Below are 25530 nucleotides of genomic sequence, written 5' to 3' on the forward strand. Positions count from 1 at the left end.
ATAGGATTTAATCCTATACAAATGAGAGCTACTCTATATGCTAGCTAACGACTCAATCGTTATACAGGAGTGATCTTAAGCCCTTAGACAATAATCCGTTTGCCCTCACGAATACAGTAAAACGGGTTAATCAGCTTGGAGGAATGCTGGATAATATGCTGCAATTCATTTTCAGGCTGGTCACGTGCTTCATCGGTGAGCTGGAAGGTCCGATAATGAATGGCCATAGAACAACGTGCCATTAAGTCCTGATGGGCATGAAAAGCATCTTCCGGATTCATATGAATATTGCGCATCAGTTCACGCGGTTCATAGGCACCGATCGGCAACAGCGCAATTCGTGGTGGTCCAAGGCGTTTGCGAATTTCCTTGAAATGCGGCGCATAGCCGCTATCCCCGGCAAAATAGCAATGGTCCTTACCATTCAACAAGGAAAAACCGCCCCATAATGCACAGTTCTGATCGCGCATTCCACGTCCTGAAGCATGCTGTGCTGGCGAGTAGACAATCTGGATATCTTCAAAAAATGCATTTTCCCACCAGTCCATTTCAATGACATTATAGTCTTTAGGCAGGTACCAGCCATTACCAAGGCCGGTATAGATCGGCATTTGATAGGTCTGATGCAGCCAGGCCAAGGTCGCCAGATCCATATGATCATAATGGTTATGGCTGAGCAATACGGCATCAATATGCGGCAGCTCATCCAGGGCAATGCCAGCAGGAATGACGCGCTGTGGCCCTCGGGATGCAGAAGGACTGGCATATTCACACCAGACCGGATCAGTCAGAAAATTATACGGCCCGATCTGGATCAGAGCGGTGGCATGCCCAATAAACCAGATTTGCCAGTCATCTAAAGTGGCTTCCGGCCGATTTTGTGGCAAGGCACGCGGACGTGAAAAAAACTCGGCACGTTCCTGTTCCAGATTCACTTCCCAGGTGCTGGATTTTCTGGTGAATAACCATTTATACAAGTCAAAGCGACTCTGCTCGAGCGAATGATGCTCCAGATTCTTAAACCGCTCACCATCAAAATGATCGGAATGTAGATAATCAAATACCGGCTTGGACCAGAGATGTTTCCAACTGGACTCAGTCTCAAGCTGAAATTTTTTAGTCTTGAAAAGATCTTGCATAAATATCCACTATTTATTATTTGTTATATGCAAGACAGCATCCACCTGGAATTTTCAAACGGAGCATCTCTTTAAATCGCATACAAACTTATATACTTCGGTATTTCAGCATAGTATGAAATACGTGCCTAAGATTCATTTATGTTTTTGTTATTTTTAGCAAAACATCGAGCCCATGGAAAGACTAAAACCGATGAAAAGCTTCTAAAAAAATGAATACTCGAGATCAAGTTTGTGTCCATTCTTCTTTCTAAAAAGACAGGAGAATGATCGATATTCATCCGATAATTCTCACTCCGTACCTGACTGTACATGATTTCATGACCTAAATTTTTATCCCGTATTCATGTAATCACGCTTGATGCCCTTCTGACTATCCGACGAAAGTTATCTGCTGAAATCTTCACTTCCTCAAATACGACCTTGGGTTCGTTCCAGCCATACCGCTTTGGTTTGAGGTTTCACAAACAGAGTAATAATTTCCGGGTGTAGCTGTTTGATCTGCGCTTCAATCCGGTTAACGCACGCTTCGATCTCATCAGAAGTGAGATCGTCTTTGAATTCCAGACTTAAGGAGGCAATCACCTGATGCGCGCCCATCTGCTCAGTCAGTACCCCATTGGCACTATAGACCGCAGCATCCTGCTGGGCAATGTTAAGCACATTTTCACGCAGTCTAGGATCTGCTGTTTCACCCAGCAATAGGCCTTTGGTTTCACGTGCCAGTAACCAGGCCGATACCGCCAACACGACACCAATTAGAATAGAGGCAGCACCATCCAGCTCAGGAATATTCAGTTGATGAGCCAGGAAAATCCCGATCAGGGCAATAAAAAGACCTACTAGCGCAGCAGTATCTTCAAATAATACGGTAAAGGTGGTCGGATCTTTACTCCGTCTAAAGGCTTCGAAATAGCCCATCTTCCCTTTCATTTTACGGAAGGTTCTTAAAGCCACTGTCCAGGAGAATCCTTCACACAGAATCGCAATACCCAGCACAATATAGTTGATCATCGGATCCTGCATTTCTTCAGGATGAATAATGTGCTGGATGCCCTGATAGATCGACACAATGGCACCTAGAGCAAAGACCATCAAGGCCACGATAAAGGCCCAGAAGTACAGTTCACGACCATAGCCAAAAGGATGGTGGGCATCTGGGCGCTGCTCTGCCTTTTTCATGCCGTACAGCAACAGAATTTCATTCAGGGTATCAACCACCGAGTGAATCGCTTCACTCAGCATCGCAGAACTATTGGTGATATAGGCCGCAATAAACTTCACCAGCGCAATAGCCAGGTTGCCAAATAATGCTGCATAGACCACAATTTTATTAGATTCAGATGACATTCAAAGTTGTCCTAGTTTTTCCTCAAACAGATGGATCTATTTGATTTTTCATTTTATCTCTTTGCATCTTAATAAACTGCTGACATAAATTGTTTATTGTTTTGTTGTTCTCATTTTTAATCGGAATCTTCATGCCTGTGATTATCCCTACTTCTGCCGATCGTCATCCTCAGCTCCTAGAATTGTGGGAACAATCCGTCCGTGCTACGCATCATTTCCTAAATGACGAGCAGGTCCTGAAGATTCGCCAGCAGATTATCCAGCATAGTTATTTTGCTCAGGTGCAACTGTTCCATGTGGAACATCAGCAGCAGATTCTGGGTTTTATGGGCATTGCAGGCAGCAAACTGGAAATGCTGTTTATTTCCCCTTTGGCCTTCCGGCAAGGTATTGGCAGCCAGTTATTGCAACATGCTCTTGCTCTGGGTGTGACTGAAGTTGATGTGAATGAGCACAACCCTAATGCGATTGCTTTCTATTTAAAACATGGTTTCAAGATCATCAGCCGCTCAGAAACCGATGCTGAAGGTAATCCCTACCCAATACTGCATCTAAAACTGCAAAAATAAAAAAAGGAAGCCAAAGCTTCCTTTTAGGTCTGAATTTAACTTGAACAATCTATTTTAAGATTTAGAAAAATACTGCTCGCGCCATTCTTTCCAGAAGTACATCACGATCCCGAACATCACTACCGCAATACCAGCAAAGGCATGACTGCTGATCACTTCGTTATTCAGGGTTGCACCGAGAATCAGGGCAATGATTGGCGTCATCACATTGCTGAGGGATACGGTGGATGCAGCCAGACGGCGAATCAGCCAGAAGTAACACAGCATCGCCACAATCGAAGACAGGATCATGGTAAAACCAAAGCCGAACAGCGCCTGCATACTTGGCATTTGTGTTGGGAAAGATTGCCAGATAAATGGAATGATTAGCAATGATCCCAATGAGGAAACAATCAAAGAACCGGTGGCTTGGGACATCGGTTTTAACGGTGCATTGATCTGCTTCACCCAGAAAATCGAGCTGATATAAGACACCATGCTAATCAGCATTAGCACCACACCCCACGGATTCACTTTACTATCTGCTGACTCCGCAAAGACAAAACTTAAACCACCGACGGCAACTGCCATACCGAGCCATTGCAGCCAGATCAGACGGTTGGTTTTCAGGATGACATGCCCGATCAGACCTGCAACCAGTGGTGAGAAACCGAAAATTAAGGCCATTAAGCCAGAGGTCAAATAATTCGCAGCCAGGTAGATAAATAACTGCGCGCCGATCAAGTTCAGGCTACCTGCTACATAGCTCATCATGGAGGTTCGATCAAATGGCAATGGATTACGCATGGCAGCCAAGATCGCCAGCGCCAGCAGAGAAGCGCCGAAATAACGGATGATCAGCACCCACATCGGGTGCACTTCCTGCACGCTCCAGACAATCGCCAGTGGCGTTGCTGCCCAGATCAGCACCAGCAAGGCATAAATACTTGCCGTCACCAGCATGGGAGATGAATTTGAATTCATAAAAGACTCAATTAAATTTTTTTAGAAAGAATTGAACTAACTTCTCGTTCAAATCCACAATCGACAATACTGATGGTGGCAGGGATGCCGCTCGAGCTTTTGGGATACAGGGAAGTAGCCTCAAATGCTCAAAAGATTTTTGTTACCTTGCGCCATATATGGCTCATCTTTTAAAAGTAAAAGCACCTACTCTATAACTTATATAAGTAGAATCAAAATTGGAGGTCATGATAACTGCTCATCACAATCAAGTCCCTACATCTTTCAATATTTTTTAATACTCATAAAAAAGCAGACCCAAGTTGCCCAAGGTCTGCCCTTTTGTAAACTTATCAATAAAACAAAGTTATTTCACAAGTTTACGAAGATCCTGGCTGAGATCTAAATATTTATCTGCTTCAAACGCTGCATTCTTGCTGATCAGCTTTTTCAGGTGACGCATTTCTTTTGCCGCATTTACCGTAATACCGCCGACAATAACGCCATCAGTCACACCAAACATCACGAATGATGATTCAGCGCGAAGCTCTGGATTGATTTCACCACGAACTTGCCATTCAGCAGCCGCCATGTCACCTACGAACTGATAATTGATGTCCAACTGATCTGTCCAGAACCATGCCGGGTTAGGTGTCGGATGCTCAACGCCCATCACATGACGTGCAAAGATCCCTGCTTGCAGGTTGGCATTTTCCCAAGTTTCGACACGACGGTGGTTACCGCAATTACGAAGTTGAGTTGCCACATCACCTGCTGCATAGATGTCTGCATTTGAAGTCTGGCAGTTTTCATTTACTTTAATCGCGAAATCAACATCCAGGCCAGCTTCTACAGCCAATTGTGCATTTGGCACGATACCAATACCATAAACTACAGCATCAGCGCGAAGTTCTTCACCACCCTCAAGGGTAATCACCACTTCTTCACCATCCAGTTTGCAATCTGCAATTTTGGTTTCCAGACGAACGTCGATACCTGCCAAACGTTGTTGTTCAAGCAGGAATTCGCTCAGAATACGTGGCGAACAGCGACCCATCACCATAGGACCCATTTCGATCACAGTCACCTGACATTCTTTGAAACGTGCTGAAGAAGCCAGTTCCAGACCGATCACACCACCACCAATCAGGACAATACGACGGCCTGATTGCAATACTGGAACCAGTGCTTGTGAATCTTCTAGGTTACGTAGCGTATAAACATGTTTACCCAGCGCATCGAAGTTCGGCAGACGACGAGCTGCGCCGCCTGTAGCAAGCAACAGTTTGTCATAAGCAACAACGTCACCATTTTGAAGTTCAACCGTTTTCGCTTCAGCGTTGATTTTTTTCACGCCATTGCCACGAATGGTTTCTACACCAAGTTCCGCCAGTTTTTCTTCTGACAGGATTTCAATCTTGGTCTCTTCAGGTTTTAGAATCACGTCTTTAGACAGTGGTGGACGCTCATAAGGAAGATGCGTTTCATCACCGATCAGAATGATTTTACCTTCGTATTTGTTGCCACGAAGTTCTAAAATCGCGCTTGCACCTGCCTGGCCAGCACCTACAATTACGATGGTTTCGATGTTGCTCATGTCTTTAACCTTTTAACTCTGCAGATACGATGCCGAAGCCCGCAATCCATTCACTGATTTCTTCATAACAGTGCGTTGTCATTTCGTACTCGCCCATTTCGCTTAAAGCAGCAAATGCCGCCATCCACGAACGAACTTCCTGACCACCACGGCCACCATCACGGCGGATTTCAGCTTCAGTCATGGCTTCTAGTGCAGCGAAATCAGCATTTTTGAATTTTTCAAGCAATGCGATATCCCATTCAGCATTCAGAGGAACTGCAACAGAGGTGTCGCCCGCTGCCAGTTTTTGTCCCACTGCAATGATTTTTGACTGACGCGCGTTACGTGCTTCAGGTGTCGGGTTACGACCTGCAATCAGGAACTCTTCCACTTCTGGTGGTACAGAACCCATTTGCGGAGTTGGTGGATCGTGTGACAGACCACCTGTCCCCAGAACTAGTACACGCTCATTTTCAAGGTTCAGAGATTTGATGAACTGACCTACAGCACGGCCTAAAGCGATGGTACGCTTCGTAGTTGGCATCGGTGCTGCAGCGCCATTAATGAAAATTGGAATCGTTGGATAACGATCAAGTTTGCCGTCGCACAGGAAGTGCAATGGCTGAGTCACACCATGGTCGGCTTGCATACGGTAAGAATACGCAACGTCCACGCCCTCATCGAGTACACGACGCACTAAGCCCAGTGCTTTGTCTTCTGGTACATCAATGTGTGCATTGTCTTTACCATAGTCCCAGTCACCTGCAGCAGTCGCGCGAATGCCCACACAGAAGCTTGGCATCAGGTCATAGAAGAAACCATTGAAATGGTCAGGACCAAAGGTAATGATCAGGGTTGGGTCGTAAGCTTTTACTTCAGCAGACAGTTTTTCAAACGCTTCACGAACAGCCTGTTCTTTGCGTTTTTCCTGCGGTGAAGCAAATTCCATTAAAGGACTGTGCGATGCACAAATAAGTTTAACGGCCATGAGAGACTCCTTAAAAGGAAGGCAGCCTTAGAACAGGCTGCCGAAAAGTCCATTTCAGACTAGATTTTTATTCGTCAAAGAAACCGGCACGTGGCTGACGTAGACCACGAATACCCAGACCGCATTCTGCATTGATCAGAACACCAGTCAAAGGACGGTTATTTTGACGAGATGCCAAGAGCACATATGAACCAGTCATATCTTCCGGCTCAGGTAAGAAATTCAGTGGCATGCCACGGGCGATTTTCTCAGGATCACGTGCATCGAGCAGGCCAAGATTTTCCTGACCCAAAGATGCAGCACCTTTGATATTCACATTCATACCTGATGGCGCAACGGCATTGACTCGGACTTTAGGTGCAAGTTCATAAGCCAGTTCTTTCATAATGCCTACACCGGCATGTTTCGATGCTGTGTAAACTGGACCGCCACCTGCAGAATAAAGTGCAGAATTTGACAGTGTAAAAATGATCGAACCTTCAGATTTCACGAGCTCATCAAGTGCAGCTTTCGCGCCTAAGATCAGAGATTTGGTATTAATCCCCATAATCTCATCAAAGGCTTTTTCCAGCTGCTCACCTGAAGTATTGACGATATCGGCATAGTGATCCCAGATACCGGCATTACCCACGAAACAGTCGAGTTTACCGTAACGCTCTACAGTCGCTTTAACAGCGCGGACGTTGTCTTCATAGCTGGCCACATCACCTGCGATTGCCAGCACGCGATCACCAAAATGTGCATTCAGTGCATCGACTTTAGACTGTGAACGTTGAAGAACGGCCACTTGTGCACCCTCTTCCAGGAAACGTTCTACCAGTGCCCAACCGAGACCTGAACCACCACCAGTGATCAGTGCAACTTCGCCTTGTAGCCAACCCATGATTACTCTCCTGCCATCTCTACGTATAACGCACCATCTTCAAGTACAACCGGGAATGTTTGAATTGGGTCAGTTGCTGGTAAGCAAAGTGCCTGACCTGTTTTCAAACAGAAGCGAGCTGCGTGAAGTGGACATTCCACTGTACCGTCGTCTTCAAGGTAGCCTTCAGACATAGAAGCATTACCGTGTGAACAGCGGTCGTTCATTGCGAAGAATTCGCCACCGTTGTTGAATACTGCAAGCGCTTCGATACCGTTTACGCCGCAATCCACTTTTAACGCTTCGCCTTCGTCTAATTCGTCAACTTGGCAAACAAAAATCTTATTCATTAGAAGAACACACTCAGGTTATGTGAGTTATAGGTAACTTGGTCAAGCGTGATCTTACGGTTGAAGATCTGGAAGCCCAGGCCGCCTTCAACTTTGCGGATCTTGTCATGACGTTTACCACAGTAAATCGTAACGTCTTTCTCTTTCTGGGTACGGTACAGTAGGTATGTCACGTACACATCGTATTCGCCTTCAACTTCAGTTGGCTCAACAATCACGTTGCTCACCATGTGAGTGGTACGTGATGGAGGCTCTTCAGCCCAAGCCATACCAGTTTCCAGACGTGCAACACGACGTTCCAGAAGATCTTTCGTATCGTTGAATACCCAGGTAGTAGGTGGTTCAACTGAACGACGACGGTCACGCGTTTGAGCGTTTGGTGTAGTACGTAGCGTGTAAGAAATATCTTCAGCTAGCGTGTCTAACCACTCGCGGAATTTCCAGTCATCAAGAAGCTTGGCTTCTTGATACAGGAACTGACTAATTTGGTGATGAAGTTCTAAACTGATTTGACTCATTTCATAAGCTCCTTCTCATATTCGTCAGCCGCAGCTTCAACGTCTTCCCATTTTTCATGAATCAATAAATCTGCCCAACGGCGGTACATACCACGTGCTGCAGTTTCAGAGAAAATATAGTTAGTGATACCCGGGATACCATCTTCACGTACTTTCTCGTTACCTTTACCCATTTCCATAATGAGTTTGTTTTGACGCGCTTTGTAACCACGTAAAACTTTTTGGATTTCGATCCAGTTTTCAGAGTCATCTTGCTCCAGGAAACCAGCAGGACCGAAGGCACGAGTTGCAGAACGTTCAAATGCTGCTTGTACATCTTCTGGCGCGTCCGCATCACAGATACAGAATGCCCAAACTTCAGTTTTGTTTGGACCACGTGGGTGCCATACACGAAGAGTCGCAGTACCGTTCAACCAAGACAATGTAGGGAACATGGTGTTGTGACCTGCAAGACGCAGCGCACGAGTTTCACCTAGGCGTTCTTTCACTTCTTCGTAAGTTTCGCGGAAGTAGTTTGCTACTTCACCATCAACCCATACGTTTGCGTCTGGTTTCTCTGTGAAGAAGAAGCCTGAACCGTGACCACGTGAACCGTATTGGATCGCGTCTTTCGCAGTTTCCCAAACTGGACGAGCAGTTTGTGCAGCACCTAATTTCTTAGAAGATTCGTCGTCTGGTTTCGCACCAAGCACCTGAATTGCAGATGCGTGAGAGAACAACGCGTGATATTGGTCAGATGCGAACTGTTCAGCTGCAAATTTCCAGTTACACTCGATTTCCCATTTGTGTACACCACCCACAATCACAGTACCGCCTTCACGACGATCTACAACGCCGTCCAGGTACCAAGCGATATCGCCCATGTATTCTTCTAGATCTGGAGTCGTTTCATCCCAGCATCCGAAAATCAGGCCTTTGTATGATTTAACACGGTTAACTTCTACCAGACCCCATTGCTCTTTACATGCACCATGTGGGTAAGCACGATCTTCAAGCGGGATGTCTTTTAGAGAACCATCAATACCGTATGACCAGCCGTGGTATGGGCAAGTGAACGCACGTGTATTACCACAGTCTGCGAAGCTTACGCGCATAGAACGGTGACGGCATTGGTTTAAGAATGCTTTGATTGAGCCATCTTTTTGGCGTGCCACGATGATTGGATCTTCACCCATGTAGGTATTGAAGAAATCGCCAGCCTTAGGAATTTGGCTTTCATGGCAAAGGAATAACCATGTACGACCGAAGACACGTTCAAGTTCTAATTCGTAAATGTCAGGATCTGTATAGATAGATGGCGTGATACGTCCATTTTGTGCATCGACTAAAGCGTCGATTTCGCGCACATCAATTTTTCCACTCATGAAAAGCTCTCCTGTGACCAGTTATGGCACAAAGTAATAGACTCAACTTTTCAACGATGATGGATTTTAGGGCGGTTTTGGGGAAATATTTTTTTTGTTTCAATTAATAGTTTTAAGCAATTATTCTAGGCGTGTATTTTTATATTAAAACACTAATCAATCCCTCCAAAGCATTTACTTTCTAAATGACAAAATAATCTTCACGACATAGTTGTTTATAGATTATACTCTTCTGAAATTATAGTAAGACATTTTTTGGATTACTCGACGGGCTGATGATATGGAATTACGACACCTCCGCTACTTCATTACTGTGGCTGAAGAACTCAACTTCAGTAAGGCAGCACTCAAACTTTACACGGCTCAGCCATCACTTAGTCAGCAAATCAAAGATTTGGAAGAAGATGTCGGTGTCAAACTGCTACACCGTACCAAGCGTAAAGTCGAACTGACCGAAGAAGGTGCTGTATTCCTAGAACAGGCCCGCCTGACGCTGGCACAAGCTGATAAGGCGATTGCCATGGCCCGTCAGGTCTCACAAGCCAAGCAGCAGATGCTACGCATCGGTTTCGTCCCTGTCGCGGAAATGAAAATCTTCCCGTATATCCTGCCGAATCTGCGCGTGCAAAACCCTGATTTAAAAATTGAATTGCTCAGTCTGAACAATAATGAGCAAATGCGATTATTGAAGAAAGGCGAACTGGATCTGACCTTTACCCGTCACAATTTCCATAGTGATGAAATTGAAAGCCAGTTTGTGATTCGTGAGCCATTGATCTTCATTTTGCCGAAGGATCATCCTTTAGCGAAATACGACCGTATTCCAGTTAAATTACTGAATGGTATAGATTTTATTATTCCATCTGCAGAACAGTCACTCACCCTGCACAATACGATTATGGAATTTGCCAAGACCAATGGCATTGGGCTTAATATTGTGCAAAAGGCGGATAATATCCTGTTCAATATCAACTCGATTGGAATGGGTTTGGGCTGTGCCATTCTGCCAGGCTATATCGCACCATTGACCATGAACAATACTGTAATCCGCCCGCTGGATGTAGAACTTCCCTTTTTAGATCTTTATGTTAGCTATCGCAAGGATAGTAATTCAGTCGCAGTGAAGAAGTTCCTGGAACTCCTGACTCGCGTATTCTACCTAGACATTAACCGCGACGAACCACATTAATTTTCTATTTTTATAGCAGCACACGTAATTTCCTCTGAGAATATGTGTGCTTTTTTGTTTTTATTTTTTCTGATCAAAATTTCATTTTATATTCATTTTTCCTATGACAGACCACATCTAGCTTGGCTTCCAACATCTCCGACCATGGCTTATTAGGTTTAATTTTTGCTCAAATTAGGCTTCTTTTACAACTTAAGTCTAATAAGAAGTCTAAGGCCCATTTTAATTTTTGAAATTCTGATTAATAGCTAAAAGGCATTAAAAACATTCAAAAAATTCACTGAATGAAATGACACTCATTTGGCAGCAGTAAATCAAATATTTTAGAAAGAAAAAAGGATGACCGAAGCCATCCTTTTTCTAAACTGTTTACGACTTATTTTACGCCGTGTACAGCCAGGTAGTTTTTGATCACAGTGTTGAACTCATCTGATTTTTCAACTTGAGACCAGTGACCACATTGACTGAAGATGTGTGCATCAGCATTTGGCACGATGTTCAGGATGTCCCAAGTACGAGAAACCGGAATGACCACATCTTGAGTACCATGAATCAATAATACAGGTACAGTGATGTCTTTCATTTTTTCGAAGTCTAATGGGAATTCGAAACGGTCACGGTCACGTGCGCCTACTACATCCATCAAACGGTTTGATGCATAGTCATTTGCAGCAGAAGCAAAACGTACTTTCACCAGTTCGTCAGTGATCAGGTCTTTGTTCACGACAAACATAGAAAGTGTTTTCTTGATGCCTTCTTCAGTTAATACAGGGTTTGCATGTGCTTTTAGTGCAGCAGTCTGTTTTGCACCGCCAGTACCCATAGACACGATACCTAGAACACGTTCAGGATAATCAAGTGCCATCTGGAATGCCAACCAGCCACCCAGAGAGTTACCCACTAACCAGGTTTTTTCGATACCTAAAGCATCTAGAGTACGTACAGCATGATCCACCCATGCACGGATACCATAAGCAGTACCTGGTGCAACCACAGTTTGACCATAACCAATGGTATCGATTGCGATACAACGTGCTTGTTCACCAATTGAAGGTAGGTTTAACCACCAGTTTGCAGCAGCAGACACACCCGTACCTGAACCGTGCAGGAACAGAATAGGCGTACCTTCACCAATTTCATGGTAGTGAGTCAACTCACCTTCTGCAGTTTCAATCCATTTGTCTTCTAAGCCGAAGAAAGGATCTGTTTTATAATCAGGGATTTGAACAGTGCTCATCATGATTCCTCTTACAGTTTCTTGCTTGCGTGTTCCTCGATGACGAGAATTCGACGTCAAGTTGACTCATTAAAAATGATCTTTTTACCGTCTTATATTAACCGCTCTACTGTCTTCAACTGATATAAAATTACGATTGCATACTACAAAAAATATATTATTTAAGTCCTTGTTTTAATTAATTATTTTAAATTTAAAACCTTGTTTAATTTAAGGCTTTGATTAAGTTCTTAACTCAAAAAAAAGCAGTCAGAATACTGACTGCCCTTAAAATGCGCTTAACTTAGAATTTATGGGTATAAGTCGTCGCTACGCGGTATTCTTGAAGATCTGGTTTAGTAGGATTAGCAAAATTCACATCGATATACATTGCTTGGATGCCTAATCCTTTTAACTTACCCTCTGGAACAGTGTAATTCGCAATCAAATTTAGCTCATCAGTATTAAAGTTTTGATCACCTGATTGAGCATCATAACCTTTGAAATAAACTGCAGTTGCATTTAATCCTTTGGCACCCATTTCAGAGAAGTCATAGCCATAAGAAACATTCCATGACTTTTCTTCTGGTGCAGTAAAGGTTGCAACGCCCCAGTTCACCAGATAAGGCTGCGGCACCCAGCCACCGAATGTTGGAAATGCAGTATCACCAAACATTTGCTGATAACCCAGACCTACGGTATGCGCACCATGATTAACTTTTGCCCCTACTGACAATGCCTGATTATCAATATCACCATACAGTTTGTCACCTGAATCTGAGTTATCAAAATAACGCACATGGCTATCTAATTTGGTTTTTTCGCCTAGCGCAGTTTTGTAATTCACACCCAAGTAATGCTGTTGGTAGATGTCTTGAACATCTGCATACCAGTAGCTACCACTAATTTCAGGCGTGAACTGGTGATCTACACCGGCAATCCACATACCATCAGATTCAGGACCTAAGTCATAATGACCTTGTCTACCATCAGGTAAAGTTCTACCTGGAGAAAATAAAGCTAAATCACGGAACTGATTGTCGTAACGATTATTAATTTTATCAATATAAGCCAAAGTCAGTTTGGTATCTTTAATCTCTTTAGATTCTAACCATGCACCGCTATAAGTAGTGATGAGCTGACGAGATGGATCAAATACCAGCACTGGAGATACAGGCAATAACTCACCCACTTTCAGCTCAGTCTCAGAAACTTTAGCTTTTAAGGTTGCTCCAACTTTACCAAAATGATCTTTAGATTCTTTACCATCGTGAGGCAACACCCAATCCGGATTTTGATCACGGCCTTTGAGTTTAACTGCATGTTGAACCAGAACATCTGCACCAACCTGCACCCCACCACCAATATCGTGATAGCCTGACTTCGCATCCAAAGTCACACCTTGTGACCAAGAACCCCAATTACGTGAAGAAAAATCATCTTGATACTGACGATCTAGATAAAAGTTTTTAAATTTAAGCTGGACATTACTATCGTCAATAAAATCTGCATTCGCTGCAGTTGTTCCTAAACTTGCTGTTGCAGCAAGCATTGCTATCCATAAGTTTTGACGACGCATGGCTTATTCCTAGTAATCAAATTAAGCTATGCCGCTATCATGCTCAACTCTAGTTTTTTTAAAAATCCGACTACAGTATTAAAATTTTTCTATTAATCTCTATAGATAGAATAAGTATGCTGAAATTTGAAAAAGACTTATATTTATAAACAATTAACTAAAATAAAAAATTAACCAGATAATCAATATAAATCCATGTTTTCTATTATATAAACAGCTATTATTTTTTTATTATTTAAAAATAACTTTTTATTTATCGTTTTTATGTTTAAGGAAATGTGCGTGATTATTTTCTTAAAATAAATAGTAATAATTAAAATATCTTATTCTATCGTTTTAATATCTTATTCATTTTATTCAAATAAATAAAAAAGCGCCCTTTCGGACGCTTTTTTTAAAATTTAGCTTTTAACTATTAAGCTTGAAGCTCTTTCGCTTTAGACATAGTCAATGCCAAATCTTCAATCATATCTTCCTGACCACCAACGGTGCCACGACGACCAAGCTCAAGCAGAATTTCACGAGCAGATACGCCATATTTTGCTTCAGCACGTTTAGCGAACAGCAGGAATGAAGAGTAAACACCCGCATAACCTAAAGTTGCAGCATCACGGTCCGCACGGATCTGATGAGTCATCATTGGGATGATCAGATCTTCTGCAACGTCTTGTACTTTAAACAGGTCAACACCAGTTTCCATTTGCATACGATTGGCAACCGCAACAAACAGTTCAAGTGGCGTATTACCTGCACCAGCACCCAGACCGGCAGATGCCAAGTCAACACGTGTTGCACCCGCTTGTACAGCAGAAACAGAGTTAGCTACGCCCATACCTAAGTTGTGGTGACCATGGAAACCGATTTCGATATCTGAACCCAAGTTAGCACGTAAAATACCTACACGGTCAGTCACGTCTTGCGGAAGCATATAACCAGCAGAGTCAGTCACATAGATACAGTTAGCACCGTATGACACCATTTTTTGTGCTTCTTCAAGTAATTTTTCAGGTGTTGCCATGTGAGCCATCATCAGGAAGCCCACAGTGTCCATACCCAGTTTACGAGCAGCAGTAATGTGCTGTTCAGAAACGTCTGCTTCAGTAGAGTGAGTCGCTACACGAATAGTTGCTACACCTACATCATGTGCCATTTTCAGGTGATCAACCGTACCGATACCAGGAAGTAAAAGTGCAGATACTTTCGCTTGTTTCAGGTTTGGAATCACCGCTTTCAGGTATTCTTCATCAGTTGCAGCTGCGAAACCGTAGTTCACAGAGTTACCGCCAAGGCCGTCACCGTGTGTTACTTCAATCAGCGGTACACCTGCATCATCCAGAGCAGTTGCAATCGCAACCATTTGCTCAGGTGTAGTTTGATGGCGCATGGGATGCATACCATCACGTAAAGTCATATCATTAATAATAATCTTAGACATGAAGGTGCTCCTTAAGCTTCAACTGCATTTAAAACACGTTCTGCAAACATCTCTGCGGTACGTGCAGCTGCTGCAGTCATAATGTCGAGGTTACCTGCATATTTCGGCAGGAAGTCACCCAGACCTTCAACTTCAAGGAAGATCGATACGCGGTTGCCATCAAATACTGGACCATTCACCAGTTTGTAACCTGGTACGTATTTTTGAACCTCGAGGATCATCGCATGTACAGATTCAGTGATCGCTGCCTGATCTGGCTCACCTTCTACTAGACAGTGAACAGTATCACGCATCATCAGTGGTGGCTCAGCCGGGTTAATGATGATGATCGCTTTACCTTGTTTCGCACCACCGACTTTCTCAATTGCACCAGCAGTAGTACGCGTGAATTCGTCGATGTTTTTACGTGTACCAGGACCAACTGATTTAGTAGATACAGTCGCAATGATTTCGCCATAGTTCACAGGCTGAACGCGAGAAATCGCTGCAACCATAGGAATCGTTGCCTGACCGCCACAAGTTACCATATTGACGTTTGGCACTTCACCTTGTTCAAGCAATGCTTCAAGGTTGACAGGTGGTACGCAGTAAGGACCAATTGCAGCTGGTGTTAAGTCAATCATTAACACGCCAAGCTCGTTCAGCTTACGGCTGTTTTCAGCATGTACATAAGCAGAAGTTGCATCGAAGGCGATTTTGATGTCATCTTCAACTACGTGAGGCAGCAAACCGTCTACGCCTTCAGCAGTGGTTTTTAAACCCATTTTTGCTGCACGTGCTAGACCTTCAGAAGTTGGGTCAATCCCCACCATCCATACTGGTTCTAACCATTCGCTGCGTTGCAGTTTATAAAGCAAATCAGTACCAATATTACCTGGACCGATCAATGCACATTTAATCTTTTTCATGAATGTACTCTCTTGTATTCCCTTATTCAGCAGCAAAAGCAGCTGTTACTGAACCAAAGCCTTCAATTTCAACTTTGAATTCGTCGCCAGGCTGAGCTACAACCATTGGACCCAAAGCACCAGTCAAAATAATGTCGCCTTTTAGCAATGGACGGCCACGGCGTACCATTTCATCTGCCAGCCACACAGCAGCATTTAACGGGTTTGCCAGACATGCTTTACCCACGCCTTGAGAAACCACTTCGTCGCCACGTGTCATGACCATTTTGCAGTTCACAAGATCAAGGTTTTCCAGTTTGACCGGCTTAGAGCCCAGAACGAATGCAGCAGAAGATGCGTTATCAGCTACGGTATCAATCAGGCTGATTTTCCAGTTTTCGATACGGCTATCGACCACTTCTACAGCAGGAAGTGCATAGTCAGTTGCACTAATGATGTCTGCATACGTATGTTTTGCTTTAGTCAGATCTTCTTTGATGACCAATGCGATTTCAGCTTCAACTTTCGGTTGAATCAGCAAACCTGCAGGGATTGCTTCACCATCGCCATAGGCCATGTCGGCAAACAACATACCGAAGTCAGGCTGATCTACGCCAAGCTGTGCTTGAACCACTTTCGATGTCAAACCAATTTTACGACCTACTAGACGGCGACCTTCCGCCAAAGCACGCTCGGTATTTACTTCCTGAACCGCATAGGCAATATCTACGTCAGCACTTTCACCACCAAGTTCCGGGCGAATCGGTGCGATCGCAGTTTTTGAGAGTTCAGCAGTACGTAATGCTTGTGCAACTGATTCAACAACAGCAGAATTCGACATCAATGTTTCCTTAAACTGCAAAAATGAGGCTTATGCCGAGAACTAAGACAGGCAAAATGTTTTGACCTGATCATTTCGATCATTCCAATAAACAATTGCGCCTAGTACGGGCATATGAATAAACAGTTTTAGGATGGGAAAAATACGACGTGAATGCCAATAGTTATTTTATTTTTTGCAATAGCTATTATCTATAAATTAAATTTATAAAAATCAATTAAAAACATAATCTTATAATTATGAATTAAGTTATATCCAACTAAATAACTCAACAATCATGACAGAACAAAACCACTGTAATCACAACTTTAGACTAAAAGATAAGACCAGTTGTTCAAATCTACAGCATTGATCCGCATCTTCTATTTCAGAAAATGCCGGATCTTGAAGAATGACTAAGATACTGAATTAAATGGCTTCTTTCCATTGGACTTTAGCCAATAAAAAGTCATGCAAACTGCTGACATCCTTCACAATCGACAGTGGATTAAACTGTGCCAAAGTTTCCGGTGTATGGACGCCATAAGTCACGCCTACACTTGGCATGGCAATATTCATCGCCATTTCCAGGTCATAAGATGTATCCCCCACCATAATCGCTTCATGCGCACTAATACCAGTTTCAGTCAGAATTTCAGCCAGCATTAAAGGATCTGGTTTAGAACGGGTTTCACTGGCAGCACGAGTGGCATGAAATAGATCTATACTCTTGGTTTGCTTTAATACTCGGTCTAAACCTTTACGGCTTTTACCTGTTGCCACCGCTAGCTTAATCCCTTCATCTTTTAAGCTATACAGCATCTCAGCTACGCCCTCAAACCAGGCATCATTGACTGAGTTCATCACATAGTGATCTGAATAGGCCTGCAAAATATCCGCATGTAATTCTGGCACACTTGGGAATAGCCGTTGGGCTACTTCCGGCAAACCTAATCCGATAATACTTTTCGCATCTGCATCAGTTAAAGGTTGCTGAAACTGTTGCGCAGCAAACTGTAAACTCGACACGATCTGACCCACTGAATCAAATAAAGTGCCATCCCAATCAAAAATGACCAGTTTTACAGGTGAATTCATATAAGGTTCCTAGTATTTGATTCAGTGTCTTTAAGCCCTCTCCTTCTAGGAGAGGGTTTGGGAGAGGTGAGTTAAATTAATTCCCCACCACAATTAACATCAGTGAGCAGCTGTTTTCGTATAGGTATTATCTACTTTTCAAGGATGAAAAGTAGCAAAAATCCTTTGTTACTCTGATGGCACGTCCCTGTACCACAGAGTAACAGCGACATCCATGTCGCCCTTCATTGATTTAGAAATTGTCTTGAATCATCTCTAATAAAGAGGGAAATTTCTCCCACTCAAGTAAAGCAAGATAAGACTCATTAAAAAGCTAAAAATTACTCGTCATCTTCCGTAGGTATTACCACCTTATCCGCCTTTTGCGCACGAAGCTGAGCTACAAGACTCTGCATATCTTCAGGCAAAGGCGCTTCAATCGTCGGATAACCCGGAATTTCTAAGCGCATCGCATGCAGACATAAACGACGTGGTTTTGGTCCACGATATTCAGTCTCGTGACCATATTTCTCATCACCCACTAACGGATGACCAATGCTGAGACCATGTACACGAATCTGATGGGTACGACCAGACAATGGAGAAGCATACACCAGTGTCGCATGCATAAAACGCTCTGCCACATTCCACTGGGTTTTAGACTCTTTGCCTTCTTTAGAGACACGGACACGGCGCTCACCATTAGAAAGTTCATAACGATGCAAAGGTGCATCAATGAGTTGCTTATCTAGCGTTACCTGCCCTTTCACGACAGCGGCATAAGTTTTTTTAATCTTATGTTCACGTAATAAATCTTGTAGCGTTTTTAAGGTACTGCGCTTTTTCGAGATCATCACCAGACCCGATGTGTCACGGTCAATACGGTGAATCAATTCCAGGTATTTTTTACCTGTTGCAGCACGTAGGCCTTCAATCAGGCCATACGCCACACCGCTACCGCCATGCACGGCAATACCCGATGGTTTATTGACGACCATCAAGCCTTCATCTTCATACACTACACAAGATAAAAGGCCTTGAGCCACCTTGTCCGAAATCGGCGCTTCTGATTCATCTTTTTGTTCATAACGGATAGGTGCGACACGAATCTGGTCGCCAATCGCCAGTTTGGTTTCAGCCTTAATGCGTTTTTTATTGACGCGAACCTGTCCCTCACGAATCAGACGATAAATCCGACTTTTAGGCACCCCTTTCAGACGACTGAACAGGAAATTATCGATTCGCTGTCCATCTTGATGTTCATCCACTTCAAACCAAGTGACGCTTTGCCATTGTTGTGTAGAATTCATACAGTTACTATGACCCAAAAATTACTAAAATTGATTAAAAACTGATCACTTAGGTTATGCTTTACACAAGAAACATAAGCTTAGCCCATAGGCAGATGATGCAAGGTTTGATATAGTCAGCGCACGGAAACCATCGTTTGTGAGTAAAAGTTGAAGCATTTCAGATTTCTCTGAACTTGATTATTCAATTAAAGACTCACATGATACGGGAAGGTCCCAAAAGAATTATGCCGACGCCGAAGGCTTATTATATCGGCAAACAAAGCAAACTGTTGCGTTTAATTGTACCTCAGGTACATAAATCAGTTTGTCTGAAAAAATATGTCGCCAACCTAGTTGGTTTTTAAACGTAAACTGATACACATCAGATTAGTCGCACCCTGAAGACGACTTCAGGCTACAGCGTTTGATGCATTGGATCTGCACAGTTTGTAAAGATACGACGACAATTCCGTATCAAGACACTTTCTATAAAGAAGGGATGATCTTCGAGCAATGTGACAGTGAAAGTTACTCACATCTAATGCACCGCTTGTCCGCCAGTGAAACGTTCAGGTGACTTTAATCGTTTAAAGATTGAAGCCGTATTGCCATCATCAATACGTGAATCAAAATACCGAAGCTGATCTATATTCAAGTAGACGCCGGGAATAAAAGACTCAGACCACAATGCCAAGCATTGGAGATCTGGGCCATTGATCCGTGATGTGTGATGTTCGCTACGTGAATAGCGATTTTTTGCTGTGTATCACTATAAGGTGTTACACCCATGAAACGTATGTTGATTAATGCAACACATGCCGAAGAAATTCGCGTTGCACTTGTCACTGGTCAGCGTCTTTACGATTTCGATTTAGAGAATCGTACCCGTGAACAAAAAAAATCTAATATCTATAAAGGTCACGTGACTCGCGTTGAACCTTCTTTAGAAGCTGTATTCGTTGAATACGGCGCAGGTCGCCAAGGCTTCCTGTCTATGCGTGAAATCGCAAACTCTTATTACAAAGCCGATCCTCGCCAAACTTCAAATATCCGTGAACTGATTACTGAAGGTACTGAACTTCTGGTTCAGGTGGAAAAAGAAGAGCGCGGCAATAAAGGCGCTGCTCTCTCAACTTTCATCTCTTTAGCTGGTCGTTATCTGGTTCTGATGCCAAACAACCCGAAAGGTGGCGGTATCAGCCGTCAGATTTCTGGTTCAGTACGTGAAGAACTGAAAGAAATGCTGGCCTCTTTAAATGTGCCACGTGGTATGAGCGTCATTGTTCGTACAGCAGGCATTGGCCGTTCTCAAGAAGAATTACAGCTTGATCTGCAACATTTGCTAGACCTTTGGGCACAAATTCAAAGCACTGCAAATTCAGGTCCATCACCTATGCTGGTCCATCAGGAAGCAGGTGTGGTAACTCGTGCCATCCGTGATTACCTGCGTGATGATGTAGCAGAAATCCTGATTGACTCTGAGCAAGCCTATAACGAAGCTTATAACTTCGTTAAAGCAGTAATGCCGCTTCAGTTAGACAAACTGAAAACTTATACATTGAATGAGCCTTTGTTTGCGCATTTCGGTATCGAAAGCCAAATTCAAACTGCTTATGAACGCGAAGTAAAACTGCCTTCAGGCGGTTCGATCGTGATCGATCAAACTGAAGCTTTAGTTTCAATCGACATTAACTCGGCAAAATCAACTCGCGGTCAGGACGTTGAAGATACAGCGTTAAATACCAACCTTGAAGCCGCTGAAGAAATTGCTCGCCAATTACGTTTACGTGATATCGGTGGCTTAGTTGTCATCGACTTCATCGACATGACCAAAGACCGCAACCAGCGTATGGTAGAAGCGAAACTGCGTGAAGCAACTCAAAGCGACCGCGCACGTATACAGTTCGGCCAACTGTCTCGTTTCGGCCTGATGGAAATGAGCCGTCAACGTCTGCGTCCATCGCTTGAAGAAGCAACTGGTTATGTCTGCCCACGCTGTCATGGTACCGGTATGGTACGTGACCTGCGTTCTCTATCCCTTTCAATTATGCGTAAAGTGGAAGAAATCGCACTACGTGAACGTCATGGTGAAGTTCAGGTTGAAGTACCGGTAGAAATTGCGGCGTTCATGCTCAATGAAAAACGTCACAGCCTGGTATATCTGGAACAAACTTCAAATACACGTGTGACTGTACTTCCACATCCACACTTGGAAACACCTCACTACGAAATTTCGTATAATCCTGAAGGTTTCGCACCGACAAGTTACGAGCGTACTGAAGCAACCCGTTCAAGCGAAAAAGAACTGGGCTATGAGTCTTCTGAGTGGCATTTAGAAGAAGAACATACGCATACCGCTGCACCAGCACCTGCACAGCAGCAAAACAACGGCAAAAACAATAAACGCCGCAATAACCAGAACCAGCAAAACGTACAGCAAGCACCTGCTGCACAACAGGCACCTGCTCAAGTTGCAGCACCTGCAGCAAGCCCATGTGCATGGTTAGAAAACCTGTTTGTACAAAAACAGGCAACTACTGTTGATCAATCTCGCACGGCGAATAATGCAGCTGCTGCCATCGAACAGATGGTGAATGGCGGTGCAGTGAGCCGTGGCCAGTTCGGCCAGGTTGCTCCTGTAACACCAGCAGTATCCGCACAGCCAGCAGCTGTTGCAGCACCAGCAACTACCGGCAATGCTTATCTGGCGCCATCGACTGTAGTCCATAAACCAGAGCGTGATCAGTCTGAAAAAGCTGAACGTGAAGAGAAATCACAGCGTCATAACAAGAAAGCACGTAGCAACAAGCACAAAGAGCCACGTGAACAGGCGCAGTCTGATAATGCATCACAACATCAGGTGCATGAAGAAGTGGTTCAGGTTTCTCGTCAGGAACAACGTCAGGAAGCGCGTGAAAACAAACGCAACTCTCGCCGTCAGCACCACAATGAGTCTGCACAGCAAAGCGATACTCACGGCAATGAGCAACAGCAAAACGTGCCACGTCGTGACCGTCGCAACCAGCAACGTCCAGAACGTCCAAATCGCCACCGCGATCCAAGTGTTCTAAATGAACAAGCTGCACCTCAAGCACCTGCTGCCGTTGAAGCGCCAGCAGTCAATGAAAAGCAAGTTCGTGTGGAACTGGTCGATGCTCCTCGTAAAGAAGTGATGCCAACAGCAATGGTGGTAAATATTGACGAGGCGAAAAGCGAAATTGTGGCATTGAATGACACTGCTCCAGTCGCAAAACCTGCTGTTGAAGTGACTGCTCCCGCCGATGCTCCTGTAGAAGCACCAGCTGCGGAAGAGTTCCTGGCTGAAGTGACTGCATCTGCTCCTGCAGAGAAAACGCCTGAAGCTCAGTCATCATCAAAACAGCGTGCCAGCAATGACCCACGTCAACGTCGTCGCGACCGTCGTGCTGCACAAGGCCAACAGGCGAAAACTCAGCAATTGACACCATCACAGGTGCCAACACTTGGCCAATACACTATTGGTAGCCTGATTCGCCATGTTTATGGTGAAGACTGTTCAGTCCTGATTGAACAGTTCGGTCTGTTACCAACATTTAACCGTGCATTGCAAAAGTTCACGCAGGAATATAATGCGACTTTAGCAACGGTTTCGACCGCGACCACAGAGAAAAAACCTGTAACTCGCGATGTAGAAGTCAGCAAAGCGCAACCTGAAGCAGAACCTGCACCTGTGCTGGATTTAACTCCGCCTGCACCGGTTTCAGAGAAACGTGTGGCGAATGATCCACGTGAGCGTCGTCGTCTCGCTAAACTGGCTGCCGAGCAAGCGTTACAGCAGGCAAAACAGCAAGCACAAGCTGAAGCTGAACCTGCTGCAGAAGTAACGGCTCCAGCGGAAGAAGCGAAAGCTGAAAGTGCTGAAGCTGTACCTGCTGAAGCTCCGGTAGCTGCAGTGGAAAGCGCAGATACAGCTGAAGCGACTCAAGCTCCTGAGCCAGCTGCTGAAGCGCCTGTAGAAACTGCGAAAGCTGAACAGGCTCCCGCTGAAGAAGTCACTGAAACGACTACAGCTGAAGCAACTCCAGTAGAAAACGAAGCTGCACCTACCGAAACTCCGGAAGCCGATAAAGCTGAAGAAACTGTAGCAAAAGCTGAAAAACCGGCTGCCCGCCCACGTCGTCCACGTGGCCGTCCACCGAAAAAAACCAATACTGCAACTGAGTCATAATTCGCCCAATTGCAGTTAACTAAAAAACCTAGTCATTTCGGTGGCTAGGTTTTTTTTGCTAGATTTTGTCAGAATAGGTTGATTACTCTAGTTTCAACACGCTAAAAGATGGCTATCATCCGTTTATTGCATATAAATTAAACGCATTGGATACGAAAAATAATAGGACGCCCATGACCCAGACGAACCAACCCGATCTTATTGGCATTGCAGATGTCGCAGCCAAAATCCCTGCCTTCATCAGTAAGGTCCCTAATCTGCTGAACGGACTGCGACAGGCTTATTTACGTACTCCCAATACGCCCGCAGGCCTGGGTTTGGCTTTTGAAAAAGCAACGCAGCGTAATCCTGAAGGTATTGCATTACGTTTTGAGGATCAGTCCTATACCTATGCTCACCTAAATGGCTGGGCGAACCAGATCGCACATTTCTACCTCTCTCTCGGTGCACAGAAAGGTGATGTGGTGGCTGTAATGGTCGAGAACCGTCCGGAGTTCATTGCCAGTGTGATTGGTCTGGCCAAGCTAGGCATCACGATTGCGCTGGTGAATACCTCTCAGGTCGGTAAAGTCCTGACACATAGTATTAACCTGGTGAAACCGATTGCAGTCATTGTCGGTGAAGAGTGCCGTGCTGCCGTTGATGAAATCCGCAATAATCTCAATATTGCCGCTGACCGTTTCCACTGGTTTGCCGATCAGAACACACAAGAAAATACCGGACAAGCACCTGAAGGGTTTATCAACCTAGCAGAGCAGATTGACCAGTTCCCGAAATTCAATACACCGACTACGCATTCGGTACAAGGCAAAGACGGCCTGTTCTATATCTATACTTCAGGTACTACCGGCTTACCTAAAGCGGTGATCTTTACCAATAGCCGCTGGACACTCGCCTATGGCACCTATGGCCATGTCCTGAACCTGAATAAAGATGACGTGATGTACTGCACCCTGCCGCTTTATCATGCGACAGGTATTGTGGTGTGCTGGTGTGGGGTGATTGCCGGAAGCAGTACTTTTGCCATCCGCCGTAAATTCTCCACCTCTTCCTTCTGGAAAGATGTCAAAAAATTTGATGCTTCAGCGATTGGTTATGTCGGTGAACTTTGCCGCTACCTGATGGATGCCCCACCGTCTGAACTGGAAAAAGGCCATCGTGTCACCAAGATGATTGGTAATGGCATGCGCCCGAACATCTGGGATAAATTCAAATCCCGTTTTGGCATCAAGGAAGTACTGGAACTGTATGCCTCAAGTGAAGGTAATGTCGGTTTCAGCAATGTCTTTAACTTTGACAATACTGTCGGTTTCTCACCAACGCCTTATGCCATTATCGAATTTGATAAAGATAAAAATGAGCCTGTACGTGATGCCAAAGGTCGCTGCAAACGGGTGAAAAAAGGTGAAACCGGTTTATTGATTGGTAAAATCACCCGCCGCTCCCCTTTCGATGGCTATACCGATCCGGAAAAGAACAAGGCGGTCATCATGCATGACGTGTTCAGCAAAGGTGATTCCTACTTCAATACCGGCGATCTGGTACGTAATATCGGTTTCCGTCATGCCCAGTTTGTTGATCGTCTCGGTGATACCTTCCGCTGGAAAGGTGAAAATGTTTCAACGACTGAAGTCGAAAACATGCTGACCGAGTATGACAAAATTATCGAAGCTGTGGTTTATGGCGTAGAAATTCCAAATACCAATGGCCGTGCCGGTATGGCTGCAATTACCCTGCAACCGGGAAGCACCCTGGATGAGCAAGACCTGAAAAATATGGTCAGCACCTTTAAACGCTGTCTGCCTGCATATGCAGTTCCAGTTTTTCTGCGCATTCAAGAACAGGTAGAAACGACCGGTACCTTCAAGTATCAGAAAAACAAACTGAAAGAACAGGCTTTTGACCCAAACAAAACCGATGAACGCTTGCTGGTTTTATTGCCAAGCAGCGATGCGTATTGTGAGCTGACTCAAGAAATTTTTGAGAACATTCAAGCCTATCAATATCGTTTCTAAGTGCTGAAGTTGCCTATTTTTTGTTTAGATAAAGCAGAATTGTTGTATTTATAATCAAACATAGGCAACTTTGTTATTTTTTACTTGCGCTGCAATGAGATCTTGCTACAATACGCTCCATCAAACAAAGTGGTGCTTTCAGAACTCTTTAG

The 25530-nt window shown here is 44.2% G+C and carries 20 protein-coding genes; 4 read left to right on the top strand and 16 right to left on the bottom strand.

All coding sequences use genetic code 11. The annotated features are described in order from the left end of the window. Nucleotides 1–83 precede the first annotated feature (83 nt). Nucleotides 84–1139 (bottom strand): MBL fold metallo-hydrolase, encoded by a 1056-nt coding sequence (locus FTU03_RS00125; protein ID WP_159123646.1) that lies wholly within the window; start codon nucleotides 1137–1139, stop codon nucleotides 84–86. Nucleotides 1140–1550: 411 nt separating this feature from the next. Then, on the bottom strand, nucleotides 1551–2489 hold the full coding sequence (locus FTU03_RS00130; protein ID WP_179992837.1) for a cation diffusion facilitator family transporter: 939 nt from the start codon (nucleotides 2487–2489) through the stop codon (nucleotides 1551–1553). Between the two features lie 131 nt (nucleotides 2490–2620). On the opposite strand from FTU03_RS00130, the gene FTU03_RS00135 reads away from it, so the two are divergent. Continuing rightward, entirely contained in the window at nucleotides 2621–3058 is a 438-nt protein-coding gene (locus FTU03_RS00135; RefSeq protein ID WP_179992838.1) for a GNAT family N-acetyltransferase, read from the top strand. Between the two features lie 54 nt (nucleotides 3059–3112). Here FTU03_RS00135 and FTU03_RS00140 read toward each other — a convergent pair whose 3' ends face one another. The 7 genes from FTU03_RS00140 to hcaE all read right to left on the bottom strand — a co-directional run bounded on the left by FTU03_RS00140 (nucleotide 3113) and on the right by hcaE (nucleotide 9661). Further along, on the bottom strand, nucleotides 3113–4021 hold the full coding sequence (locus FTU03_RS00140; RefSeq protein ID WP_125279397.1) for a DMT family transporter: 909 nt from the start codon (nucleotides 4019–4021) through the stop codon (nucleotides 3113–3115). A gap of 346 nt (nucleotides 4022–4367) precedes the next feature. Then, nucleotides 4368–5597: a 3-phenylpropionate/cinnamic acid dioxygenase ferredoxin--NAD(+) reductase subunit gene (hcaD, locus tag FTU03_RS00145; protein ID WP_034704704.1), complete on the bottom strand. Its 1230-nt coding sequence runs from the start codon at nucleotides 5595–5597 to the stop codon at nucleotides 4368–4370. A 4-nt stretch (nucleotides 5598–5601) separates the two neighbouring features. Beyond that, a complete protein-coding gene (locus FTU03_RS00150; RefSeq protein WP_004781819.1) occupies nucleotides 5602–6567 on the bottom strand; it encodes a 3-carboxyethylcatechol 2,3-dioxygenase in 966 nt (321 codons plus the stop codon). 67 nt (nucleotides 6568–6634) lie between these two features. Then, on the bottom strand, nucleotides 6635–7450 hold the full coding sequence (gene hcaB / locus FTU03_RS00155; RefSeq protein ID WP_004781818.1) for a 3-phenylpropionate-dihydrodiol/cinnamic acid-dihydrodiol dehydrogenase: 816 nt from the start codon (nucleotides 7448–7450) through the stop codon (nucleotides 6635–6637). 2 nt (nucleotides 7451–7452) lie between these two features. Then, complete coding sequence (gene hcaC / locus FTU03_RS00160) at nucleotides 7453–7779, bottom strand: 3-phenylpropionate/cinnamic acid dioxygenase ferredoxin subunit (protein WP_004781817.1); 327 nt, start codon at nucleotides 7777–7779, stop codon at nucleotides 7453–7455. Then, entirely contained in the window at nucleotides 7779–8297 is a 519-nt protein-coding gene (gene hcaF, locus FTU03_RS00165; RefSeq protein ID WP_004781816.1) for a 3-phenylpropionate/cinnamic acid dioxygenase subunit beta, read from the bottom strand. The genes hcaC and hcaF overlap by 1 nt, the downstream gene beginning before the upstream one ends. After that, nucleotides 8294–9661 (bottom strand): 3-phenylpropionate/cinnamic acid dioxygenase subunit alpha, encoded by a 1368-nt coding sequence (hcaE, locus tag FTU03_RS00170; protein WP_004781815.1) that lies wholly within the window; start codon nucleotides 9659–9661, stop codon nucleotides 8294–8296. The genes hcaF and hcaE overlap by 4 nt, the downstream gene beginning before the upstream one ends. 280 nt (nucleotides 9662–9941) lie before the next feature. On the opposite strand from hcaE, the gene hcaR reads away from it, so the two are divergent. Continuing rightward, nucleotides 9942–10850, top strand: coding sequence for a DNA-binding transcriptional regulator HcaR (gene hcaR / locus FTU03_RS00175; protein ID WP_179992839.1), 909 nt, complete (start codon nucleotides 9942–9944; stop codon nucleotides 10848–10850). Nucleotides 10851–11226: 376 nt separating this feature from the next. Here hcaR and FTU03_RS00180 read toward each other — a convergent pair whose 3' ends face one another. The 7 genes from FTU03_RS00180 to FTU03_RS00210 all read right to left on the bottom strand — a co-directional run bounded on the left by FTU03_RS00180 (nucleotide 11227) and on the right by FTU03_RS00210 (nucleotide 19174). After that, nucleotides 11227–12087, bottom strand: coding sequence for an alpha/beta fold hydrolase (locus FTU03_RS00180; RefSeq protein WP_004781813.1), 861 nt, complete (start codon nucleotides 12085–12087; stop codon nucleotides 11227–11229). A gap of 283 nt (nucleotides 12088–12370) precedes the next feature. After that, entirely contained in the window at nucleotides 12371–13645 is a 1275-nt protein-coding gene (locus FTU03_RS00185; protein WP_179992840.1) for an OprD family outer membrane porin, read from the bottom strand. Nucleotides 13646–14060: 415 nt separating this feature from the next. Beyond that, nucleotides 14061–15080 carry a 4-hydroxy-2-oxovalerate aldolase gene (gene dmpG, locus FTU03_RS00190; protein WP_125279391.1) on the bottom strand — a complete coding sequence of 340 codons (1020 nt, stop codon included), beginning with the start codon at nucleotides 15078–15080 and terminating at the stop codon, nucleotides 14061–14063. A gap of 11 nt (nucleotides 15081–15091) precedes the next feature. Next, complete coding sequence (locus FTU03_RS00195) at nucleotides 15092–15988, bottom strand: acetaldehyde dehydrogenase (acetylating) (protein ID WP_004781810.1); 897 nt, start codon at nucleotides 15986–15988, stop codon at nucleotides 15092–15094. Nucleotides 15989–16010: 22 nt separating this feature from the next. Further along, nucleotides 16011–16808 carry a 2-keto-4-pentenoate hydratase gene (locus FTU03_RS00200; protein WP_004781809.1) on the bottom strand — a complete coding sequence of 266 codons (798 nt, stop codon included), beginning with the start codon at nucleotides 16806–16808 and terminating at the stop codon, nucleotides 16011–16013. A gap of 408 nt (nucleotides 16809–17216) precedes the next feature. Then, nucleotides 17217–17885: an HAD-IA family hydrolase gene (locus FTU03_RS00205; protein ID WP_179992841.1), complete on the bottom strand. Its 669-nt coding sequence runs from the start codon at nucleotides 17883–17885 to the stop codon at nucleotides 17217–17219. 320 nt (nucleotides 17886–18205) lie between these two features. Further along, a complete protein-coding gene (locus FTU03_RS00210; RefSeq protein WP_179992842.1) occupies nucleotides 18206–19174 on the bottom strand; it encodes an RluA family pseudouridine synthase in 969 nt (322 codons plus the stop codon). A gap of 769 nt (nucleotides 19175–19943) precedes the next feature. Between FTU03_RS00210 and FTU03_RS00215 the strand changes: the two genes are divergently transcribed. Then, nucleotides 19944–23363, top strand: coding sequence for an Rne/Rng family ribonuclease (locus FTU03_RS00215; RefSeq protein ID WP_179992843.1), 3420 nt, complete (start codon nucleotides 19944–19946; stop codon nucleotides 23361–23363). A 173-nt stretch (nucleotides 23364–23536) separates the two neighbouring features. After that, the gene (locus FTU03_RS00220; RefSeq protein WP_179992844.1) at nucleotides 23537–25378 is read left to right on the top strand and encodes a long-chain-acyl-CoA synthetase; all 1842 of its coding nucleotides are present in this window, start codon (nucleotides 23537–23539) and stop codon (nucleotides 25376–25378) included. The last annotated feature ends 152 nt before the right edge of the window (nucleotides 25379–25530 follow it).

Origin of the sequence: Acinetobacter sp. YH12046 (assembly GCF_013419905.1) — a bacterium.
In the GTDB taxonomy this organism is placed as follows: domain Bacteria; phylum Pseudomonadota; class Gammaproteobacteria; order Pseudomonadales; family Moraxellaceae; genus Acinetobacter.